This window comes from Streptomyces sp. NPDC054834 (assembly GCF_053611185.1).
Genome location: NZ_JBSGZV010000101.1, coordinates 1 through 8,802, shown reverse-complemented (window position 1 = coordinate 8,802; position 8,802 = coordinate 1). Strand labels below are relative to the sequence as shown.

Here is an 8,802-nt window from a genome sequence, read left to right as displayed (position 1 = left end):
CTCCTTCACGGAGCGATGAGTGGGAACCGCCGAACGGAGCACGGCGGGGCAGTTGGTGCCCGTCAGGGTCCGGTGACGGACTTGATCGTGTACGGAAAGCTTTCCTGTTGCCAGATCACCGTGAACCGGGAGCTCGGGCGGGCGCCGACCTGGGGCACCCGGCCGTCCGAGGTGAGCGTCTTGGCGGTACCGAACGTTCCGGAGCGGCTTATCAGGCGGGCGCTGGCTGTTGGCTCCGGCCCGGAGGCGCAGGTGCAAACGACACAACTCGCCTCGCGCAGGCACCAGAGCACAAGGTCCGCCTTCGACCCAATCTCAAGGCGACCGAGGCAGCTCCTCAGCACCGTGCCCTCGACGTGCCCTTGAGAACGGACAACTACGGTCAACAGCGATCGCCAAACCCCCACACTCGCCATAGAACAATGAAACTGCGCAGGTCAGAGGGCATGAGGCCACCCAAGCGCCGTCGCTTCCCAAGCTAAGAGCGCGAGTTCGATTCTCGTCCACCCGCTCTTCTTGAGGTCCCTGGTCATTGGCCTGGGACTTTTGCATGGCCGGGCTCTCTGCTGCCGGGCGCGCGCTGCGCGCTGAACGCCCACCGGAAGACCGCCTCAGAGCGGCAAGTCGTCAGGCAGGACCCGGAACGCTTTGTGGCGGCCCAAGGGGCGTACGGCACGGAAGTCGCGTCGGTCCAGGGTGAGAATCGCGTCGGTGTCGTAGTCAGCAGCGAAGGCCACGTTCACCGCGTCGGCGAGGTCCAGATCGAGCGCGCCGTAGCGGACACGGACCGACTGGGCGGCACCCAGGTGGGCCTCGGTGACCTCCGGCATGACGACACGGCCCCGGCTCATCCAGCGCCGGAGGTCGTCGACTGCGCTCAGGGCAGCGTCCCGCCCGAGTTCGCGCGTGGCAACATGATCGAGCTCGGCCAGCAGCAGCGGCGACATGACCAGAAGGCCGGCTGCCATGATCGCCTCGTTCGCCGCCCCGTGCTCCGGATGAGTCGCGTCCAGAGCCGCCAGAAGTCCGGACGTGTCTGCGATGACGATGATCACGCGGCAGTTCCGGGATGCGGGTCGAAGCCCTTCTCGCGCCGGACCGCATCGGCAACCGTGTCACGGACCTCCGTCTTTGACGGGGTACGACCTGCCCCCTCGAAGGTCCGCGAGAACAACGGCTCGTCCCACACGCGGTTCGCCATTGCTGCGAGATGGATCCCCTGACGGATGATCTCGGCCTCGCTTATCCCCCGGCGCTTGGCCGCTTCCTTGATGATCGCCAGATCCTCAGGGTCGGCGTAGACGTTGGTGCGCTTCATGGACATGTACCAAGAATAGTCCATGTACCGTCATGATGTACGTCCGTGGGTCATCGGGTGGGCCGCGGGCGTTCCGCCATACCCCCCGGCCGCCATGTGGCCTTCGCCTCCCTTCCAGGGTCCCCGGCGCGCTCGTCGGCATCCCGTCCCGCGATGCCGGCAGCGGCCGTGTACAGGCCTCCGCAGGAGGTCACAGCGCTGGGAGTGGAAACGCTCGATGGCAACCCTGCACCCCCGGGGCCCAATATCTGTGGTTGCGACGTAAGAAATCGACGCGGCGCACGGTAAACATTCCTGTGACCACAGGAGGCGCAGAATTACTTACCGCGCAGGGTCGACGCCCACATGCTACTGTCGTCATCAGTTGCAGGTGTGGTTGCCAGAAGGTTTTTCCGACGGCCGATCATCACGGCGACACGGAATGCGCACAGGGCGTATTCCTGACACCGTCTCCGAAGGAGAAACAAAATGGCTACTGGCACTGTGAAGTGGTTCAACGCGGAAAAGGGCTTCGGCTTCATCGAGCAGGACGGCGGCGGCGCCGACGTCTTCGCCCACTACTCGAACATCGCCACCCAGGGCTTCCGCGAGCTGCTGGAAGGCCAGAAGGTGTCGTTCGACATCGCGCAGGGCCAGAAGGGCCCGACGGCCGAGAACATCGTTCCCGCCTGACGCACCGGCACTGACGCATACTTCGCAGCTGGGGCCCGCACCTTGGGGTGCGGGCCCCAGCTCGCTTTATTCCCAGGGTGATTCGACCCTGTCATTTTCAGGCCCGTTCTCGCGATTCTCTGCGCCGCTCATTCTGCTGCGGAAATTCCTTGGTACGTGCCCGCATCGAGGAAGGTTCCGCATGAACCGCACACGTACCACTCGCGCACGCACCAATCGCACATACGACCGCTTCGGAGGAAGTCCCGCCGCGGGCCGCTCCGGCGTTCCGCGCCGCTCCAGCGGTTACGGAAACCGACAGTCGGCGGGGGGCGATTTCGCGCTGCCGAAGACGGTCACGCCCGCGTTGCCCGCTGTCGAGTCGTTCGCCGATCTCGCCATGCCGGCGACGTTGCTGACCACGCTCGGCCATGAAGGCGTGACCGTACCGTTCCCGATCCAGGCGGCGACCCTGCCGAACTCCCTGGCCGGCCGTGACGTACTCGGTCGCGGCCGCACCGGGTCGGGCAAGACCCTCGCCTTCGGCCTCGCAGTACTGGCCCGTACGGCGGGCCGGCGCGCCGAGCCGCGTCGGCCGCTGGCCCTGATCCTCGTCCCCACCCGTGAGCTGGCCCAGCAGGTCACCGACGCGCTCGCTCCCTATGCCCGCTCCGTGAGCGTGAGGCTCGCCACCGTCGTCGGCGGAATGTCCATCGGCAGGCAGGCCGGTGCGCTGCGGGCCGGCGCGGAGGTGGTCGTCGCGACGCCCGGTCGGCTCAAGGACCTCATCGACCGGGGCGACTGCCGGCTCGTCGACGTCGACGTCACGGTGCTCGACGAGGCCGACCAGATGACCGACATGGGCTTCATGCCTCAGGTCACCGCCCTGCTCGATCAAGTGCGCCCCGAGGGCCAGCGGATGTTGTTCTCGGCCACCCTGGACCGCAACGTCGACCTGCTGGTCCGCCGCTACCTGACCGACCCGGTGGTTCACTCCGTCGACCCGTCGGCCGGTGCCGTCACCACGATGGAGCACCACGTACTCCACGTGCACGACGTGGACAAGCACCGCACGACAACCGAGATCGCGGCCCGGGACGGCCGGGTCATCATGTTCCTGGACACCAAGCACGCCGTGGACCGGCTGACGAAGCACCTGCTGAACAGCGGTGTCCGCGCCGCGGCCCTGCACGGTGGCCGGTCCCAGCCGCAGCGCACCCGGACCCTGGCTCAGTTCAAGGACGGTCACGTCACCGTCCTGGTGGCCACCAACATCGCGGCCCGCGGCATCCACATCGACAGCCTCGACCTGGTCGTCAACGTGGATCCGCCCAGCGACCACAAGGACTATCTGCACCGTGGCGGCCGTACGGCCCGGGCCGGGGAGTCCGGCAGCGTCGTCACCCTGGTGACCCCCAACCAGCGCCGCGACATGACCCGGCTGATGGCCTCAGCCGGCATCAGCCCGCGCATCACCCCGGTCCGCTCGGGCGAGGCGGAGCTGAGCCGCATCACAGGCGCCCAGGCGCCCTCCGGCGTCCCGGTGGTCATCACCGCGCCTGTCGTGGAACGCACCCGGCGCACGTCTTCGCCGTCCCGGAACCGCCGGGACCGCACCGGCCAGGGCCGACCCGTCGGCACGGGGGTGCGCCGCAGGGCACAGCGGCGGCCCGGCAACGACTCGGCCGCCTAGGCCGGCACAGTCCCCAAAGCCTCCGTGGCCTCTCGGAAGACTCAGTGGCCTCCGGGGCCGCAGGAGCCACCAAGCCGACCAGCCCTTACCGAAGGAGACACCCTTGACGCCAGCGCGGACGCAGTACGGCCTGCCGCACCCCGCCGCCCCCGTGACCGCGGTCGAGGACATCGAAGGGCGCGGGCCTCGGGTATGTGACGACATGACCGTCGAGGTGGCTCTGGCCGTCATGGCGAGTGCCCGGGTCGAGTACCTGACCGTGTGCGACGGGGACGACCAGAGCACAGCTCTGATCACCCTGGTCCGGCTCGCCGGTCTTCGCGACAGTTCCACGTACACGGACCGGATCCGTCTGCGGGACGTCCTCGACGGACCGCTTCCCTCGTCCGGCGCCCGTGCCGCCGGCGTCGGTGCGTACGCCCGAGTTCCGGGCGTACTCGCCCTCTCGCGCTGATCCGCCCCGCCCCGGGCAGCCCGTTCTCCTCCTCCCCGCGACTTCTCCCCTGTGAGGCATCATGCGCTGCGTCATCGCCCGGCACCCGTTCGGCCTGACCAGGACCGGGGTGCCGGCCGTGATGCAGGGCGTCAGGCCCGGGCTCGTCATGGGTGAGTCCGTGGGCGTCGGCGGTCCCACTCCGCTCCGGACCGCGTCGGTGCTGCCCGGCGGAACCGGCCCCGTGGCCGTATGAGGTCGGGCGGGAAACCGCCCTCAGGATCCCGGTGGGGGCCCTGCCGACGCGCGTCGGCAGGGCCCCCACCGGGATCCTGAGGGCGGTTTCCCGCCCGACCTCATACGGCCACGGGGCCGGTTCCGCCGGGCAGCACCGACGCGGTCCGGAGCGGAGTGGGACCGCCGACGCCCACGGACTCACCCATGACGAGCCCGGGCCTGACGCCCTGCATCACGGCCGGCACCCCGGTCCTGGTCAGGCCGAACGGGTGCCGGGCGATGACGCAGCGCATGATGCCTCACAGGGGAGAAGTCGCGGGGAGGAGGAGAACGGGCTGCCCGGGGCGGGGCGGATCAGCGCGAGAGGGCGAGTACGCCCGGAACTCGGGCGTACGCACCGACGCCGGCGGCACGGGCGCCGGACGAGGGAAGCGGTCCGTCGAGGACGTCCCGCAGACGGATCCGGTCCGTGTACGTGGAACTGTCGCGAAGACCGGCGAGCCGGACCAGGGTGATCAGAGCTGTGCTCTGGTCGTCCCCGTCGCACACGGTCAGGTACTCGACCCGGGCACTCGCCATGACGGCCAGAGCCACCTCGACGGTCATGTCGTCACATACCCGAGGCCCGCGCCCTTCGATGTCCTCGACCGCGGTCACGGGGGCGGCGGGGTGCGGCAGGCCGTACTGCGTCCGCGCTGGCGTCAAGGGTGTCTCCTTCGGTAAGGGCTGGTCGGCTTGGTGGCTCCTGCGGCCCCGGAGGCCACTGAGTCTTCCGAGAGGCCACGGAGGCTTTGGGGACTGTGCCGGCCTAGGCGGCCGAGTCGTTGCCGGGCCGCCGCTGTGCCCTGCGGCGCACCCCCGTGCCGACGGGTCGGCCCTGGCCGGTGCGGTCCCGGCGGTTCCGGGACGGCGAAGACGTGCGCCGGGTGCGTTCCACGACAGGCGCGGTGATGACCACCGGGACGCCGGAGGGCGCCTGGGCGCCTGTGATGCGGCTCAGCTCCGCCTCGCCCGAGCGGACCGGGGTGATGCGCGGGCTGATGCCGGCTGAGGCCATCAGCCGGGTCATGTCGCGGCGCTGGTTGGGGGTCACCAGGGTGACGACGCTGCCGGACTCCCCGGCCCGGGCCGTACGGCCGCCACGGTGCAGATAGTCCTTGTGGTCGCTGGGCGGATCCACGTTGACGACCAGGTCGAGGCTGTCGATGTGGATGCCGCGGGCCGCGATGTTGGTGGCCACCAGGACGGTGACGTGACCGTCCTTGAACTGAGCCAGGGTCCGGGTGCGCTGCGGCTGGGACCGGCCACCGTGCAGGGCCGCGGCGCGGACACCGCTGTTCAGCAGGTGCTTCGTCAGCCGGTCCACGGCGTGCTTGGTGTCCAGGAACATGATGACCCGGCCGTCCCGGGCCGCGATCTCGGTTGTCGTGCGGTGCTTGTCCACGTCGTGCACGTGGAGTACGTGGTGCTCCATCGTGGTGACGGCACCGGCCGACGGGTCGACGGAGTGAACCACCGGGTCGGTCAGGTAGCGGCGGACCAGCAGGTCGACGTTGCGGTCCAGGGTGGCCGAGAACAACATCCGCTGGCCCTCGGGGCGCACTTGATCGAGCAGGGCGGTGACCTGAGGCATGAAGCCCATGTCGGTCATCTGGTCGGCCTCGTCGAGCACCGTGACGTCGACGTCGACGAGCCGGCAGTCGCCCCGGTCGATGAGGTCCTTGAGCCGACCGGGCGTCGCGACGACCACCTCCGCGCCGGCCCGCAGCGCACCGGCCTGCCTGCCGATGGACATTCCGCCGACGACGGTGGCGAGCCTCACGCTCACGGAGCGGGCATAGGGAGCGAGCGCGTCGGTGACCTGCTGGGCCAGCTCACGGGTGGGGACGAGGATCAGGGCCAGCGGCCGACGCGGCTCGGCGCGCCGGCCCGCCGTACGGGCCAGTACTGCGAGGCCGAAGGCGAGGGTCTTGCCCGACCCGGTGCGGCCGCGACCGAGTACGTCACGGCCGGCCAGGGAGTTCGGCAGGGTCGCCGCCTGGATCGGGAACGGTACGGTCACGCCTTCATGGCCGAGCGTGGTCAGCAACGTCGCCGGCATGGCGAGATCGGCGAACGACTCGACAGCGGGCAACGCGGGCGTGACCGTCTTCGGCAGCGCGAAATCGCCCCCCGCCGACTGTCGGTTTCCGTAACCGCTGGAGCGGCGCGGAACGCCGGAGCGGCCCGCGGCGGGACTTCCTCCGAAGCGGTCGTATGTGCGATTGGTGCGTGCGCGAGTGGTACGTGTGCGGTTCATGCGGAACCTTCCTCGATGCGGGCACGTACCAAGGAATTTCCGCAGCAGAATGAGCGGCGCAGAGAATCGCGAGAACGGGCCTGAAAATGACAGGGTCGAATCACCCTGGGAATAAAGCGAGCTGGGGCCCGCACCCCAAGGTGCGGGCCCCAGCTGCGAAGTATGCGTCAGTGCCGGTGCGTCAGGCGGGAACGATGTTCTCGGCCGTCGGGCCCTTCTGGCCCTGCGCGATGTCGAACGACACCTTCTGGCCTTCCAGCAGCTCGCGGAAGCCCTGGGTGGCGATGTTCGAGTAGTGGGCGAAGACGTCGGCGCCGCCGCCGTCCTGCTCGATGAAGCCGAAGCCCTTTTCCGCGTTGAACCACTTCACAGTGCCAGTAGCCATTTTGTTTCTCCTTCGGAGACGGTGTCAGGAATACGCCCTGTGCGCATTCCGTGTCGCCGTGATGATCGGCCGTCGGAAAAACCTTCTGGCAACCACACCTGCAACTGATGACGACAGTAGCATGTGGGCGTCGACCCTGCGCGGTAAGTAATTCTGCGCCTCCTGTGGTCACAGGAATGTTTACCGTGCGCCGCGTCGATTTCTTACGTCGCAACCACAGATATTGGGCCCCGGGGGTGCAGGGTTGCCATCGAGCGTTTCCACTCCCAGCGCTGTGACCTCCTGCGGAGGCCTGTACACGGCCGCTGCCGGCATCGCGGGACGGGATGCCGACGAGCGCGCCGGGGACCCTGGAAGGGAGGCGAAGGCCACATGGCGGCCGGGGGGTATGGCGGAACGCCCGCGGCCCACCCGATGACCCACGGACGTACATCATGACGGTACATGGACTATTCTTGGTACATGTCCATGAAGCGCACCAACGTCTACGCCGACCCTGAGGATCTGGCGATCATCAAGGAAGCGGCCAAGCGCCGGGGGATAAGCGAGGCCGAGATCATCCGTCAGGGGATCCATCTCGCAGCAATGGCGAACCGCGTGTGGGACGAGCCGTTGTTCTCGCGGACCTTCGAGGGGGCAGGTCGTACCCCGTCAAAGACGGAGGTCCGTGACACGGTTGCCGATGCGGTCCGGCGCGAGAAGGGCTTCGACCCGCATCCCGGAACTGCCGCGTGATCATCGTCATCGCAGACACGTCCGGACTTCTGGCGGCTCTGGACGCGACTCATCCGGAGCACGGGGCGGCGAACGAGGCGATCATGGCAGCCGGCCTTCTGGTCATGTCGCCGCTGCTGCTGGCCGAGCTCGATCATGTTGCCACGCGCGAACTCGGGCGGGACGCTGCCCTGAGCGCAGTCGACGACCTCCGGCGCTGGATGAGCCGGGGCCGTGTCGTCATGCCGGAGGTCACCGAGGCCCACCTGGGTGCCGCCCAGTCGGTCCGTGTCCGCTACGGCGCGCTCGATCTGGACCTCGCCGACGCGGTGAACGTGGCCTTCGCTGCTGACTACGACACCGACGCGATTCTCACCCTGGACCGACGCGACTTCCGTGCCGTACGCCCCTTGGGCCGCCACAAAGCGTTCCGGGTCCTGCCTGACGACTTGCCGCTCTGAGGCGGTCTTCCGGTGGGCGTTCAGCGCGCAGCGCGCGCCCGGCAGCAGAGAGCCCGGCCATGCAAAAGTCCCAGGCCAATGACCAGGGACCTCAAGAAGAGCGGGTGGACGAGAATCGAACTCGCGCTCTTAGCTTGGGAAGCGACGGCGCTTGGGTGGCCTCATGCCCTCTGACCTGCGCAGTTTCATTGTTCTATGGCGAGTGTGGGGGTTTGGCGATCGCTGTTGACCGTAGTTGTCCGTTCTCAAGGGCACGTCGAGGGCACGGTGCTGAGGAGCTGCCTCGGTCGCCTTGAGATTGGGTCGAAGGCGGACCTTGTGCTCTGGTGCCTGCGCGAGGCGAGTTGTGTCGTTTGCACCTGCGCCTCCGGGCCGGAGCCAACAGCCAGCGCCCGCCTGATAAGCCGCTCCGGAACGTTCGGTACCGCCAAGACGCTCACCTCGGACGGCCGGGTGCCCCAGGTCGGCGCCCGCCCGAGCTCCCGGTTCACGGTGATCTGGCAACAGGAAAGCTTTCCGTACACGATCAAGTCCGTCACCGGACCCTGACGGGCACCAACTGCCCCGCCGTGCTCCGTTCGGCGGTTCCCACTCATCGCTCCGTGAAGGAG

Annotated in this window: 12 protein-coding genes; 6 read left to right on the top strand and 6 right to left on the bottom strand. The window is 68.5% G+C overall.

Annotated features, from left to right (window positions below; translation table 11 throughout):
• Positions 1–611: 611 nt before the first annotated feature.
• On the bottom strand, positions 612–1,055 hold the full coding sequence (locus ACWGJM_RS48690) for a PIN domain-containing protein (protein ID WP_453418217.1): 444 nt from the start codon (positions 1,053–1,055) through the stop codon (positions 612–614).
• Positions 1,052–1,324 (bottom strand): ribbon-helix-helix domain-containing protein, encoded by a 273-nt coding sequence (locus tag ACWGJM_RS48685; RefSeq protein ID WP_453418218.1) that lies wholly within the window; start codon positions 1,322–1,324, stop codon positions 1,052–1,054. The genes ACWGJM_RS48690 and ACWGJM_RS48685 overlap by 4 nt, the downstream gene beginning before the upstream one ends.
• Before the next feature lie 462 nt (positions 1,325–1,786).
• Between ACWGJM_RS48685 and ACWGJM_RS48680 the strand changes: the two genes are divergently transcribed.
• From ACWGJM_RS48680 to ACWGJM_RS48665, 4 genes are all read left to right on the top strand, one after another.
• Positions 1,787–1,990 carry a cold-shock protein gene (locus ACWGJM_RS48680; RefSeq protein ID WP_028799214.1) on the top strand — a complete coding sequence of 68 codons (204 nt, stop codon included), beginning with the start codon at positions 1,787–1,789 and terminating at the stop codon, positions 1,988–1,990.
• 181 nt (positions 1,991–2,171) lie between these two features.
• On the top strand, positions 2,172–3,662 hold the full coding sequence (locus ACWGJM_RS48675) for a DEAD/DEAH box helicase (RefSeq protein ID WP_453418219.1): 1,491 nt from the start codon (positions 2,172–2,174) through the stop codon (positions 3,660–3,662).
• Between the two features lie 103 nt (positions 3,663–3,765).
• A complete protein-coding gene (locus ACWGJM_RS48670; protein WP_453418220.1) occupies positions 3,766–4,116 on the top strand; it encodes a CBS domain-containing protein in 351 nt (116 codons plus the stop codon).
• A 61-nt stretch (positions 4,117–4,177) separates the two neighbouring features.
• On the top strand, positions 4,178–4,351 hold the full coding sequence (locus ACWGJM_RS48665; RefSeq protein ID WP_453418221.1) for a hypothetical protein: 174 nt from the start codon (positions 4,178–4,180) through the stop codon (positions 4,349–4,351).
• A 100-nt stretch (positions 4,352–4,451) separates the two neighbouring features.
• On the opposite strand, the gene ACWGJM_RS48660 is transcribed toward ACWGJM_RS48665, so the two are convergent.
• From ACWGJM_RS48660 to ACWGJM_RS48645, 4 genes are all read right to left on the bottom strand, one after another.
• The gene (locus ACWGJM_RS48660; RefSeq protein ID WP_453418221.1) at positions 4,452–4,625 is read right to left on the bottom strand and encodes a hypothetical protein; all 174 of its coding nucleotides are present in this window, start codon (positions 4,623–4,625) and stop codon (positions 4,452–4,454) included.
• Between the two features lie 61 nt (positions 4,626–4,686).
• Positions 4,687–5,037, bottom strand: coding sequence for a CBS domain-containing protein (locus ACWGJM_RS48655; RefSeq protein ID WP_453418220.1), 351 nt, complete (start codon positions 5,035–5,037; stop codon positions 4,687–4,689).
• 103 nt (positions 5,038–5,140) lie between these two features.
• A complete protein-coding gene (locus ACWGJM_RS48650; RefSeq protein WP_453418219.1) occupies positions 5,141–6,631 on the bottom strand; it encodes a DEAD/DEAH box helicase in 1,491 nt (496 codons plus the stop codon).
• A 181-nt stretch (positions 6,632–6,812) separates the two neighbouring features.
• Positions 6,813–7,016 (bottom strand): cold-shock protein, encoded by a 204-nt coding sequence (locus tag ACWGJM_RS48645; RefSeq protein ID WP_028799214.1) that lies wholly within the window; start codon positions 7,014–7,016, stop codon positions 6,813–6,815.
• A 462-nt stretch (positions 7,017–7,478) separates the two neighbouring features.
• Here ACWGJM_RS48645 and ACWGJM_RS48640 point away from each other — a divergent pair, with 462 nt between their 5' ends.
• Both ACWGJM_RS48640 and ACWGJM_RS48635 read left to right on the top strand, forming a co-directional pair.
• On the top strand, positions 7,479–7,751 hold the full coding sequence (locus ACWGJM_RS48640; RefSeq protein WP_453418218.1) for a ribbon-helix-helix domain-containing protein: 273 nt from the start codon (positions 7,479–7,481) through the stop codon (positions 7,749–7,751).
• Complete coding sequence (locus ACWGJM_RS48635) at positions 7,748–8,191, top strand: PIN domain-containing protein (protein WP_453418217.1); 444 nt, start codon at positions 7,748–7,750, stop codon at positions 8,189–8,191. The genes ACWGJM_RS48640 and ACWGJM_RS48635 overlap by 4 nt, the downstream gene beginning before the upstream one ends.
• Positions 8,192–8,802 lie beyond the last annotated feature (611 nt).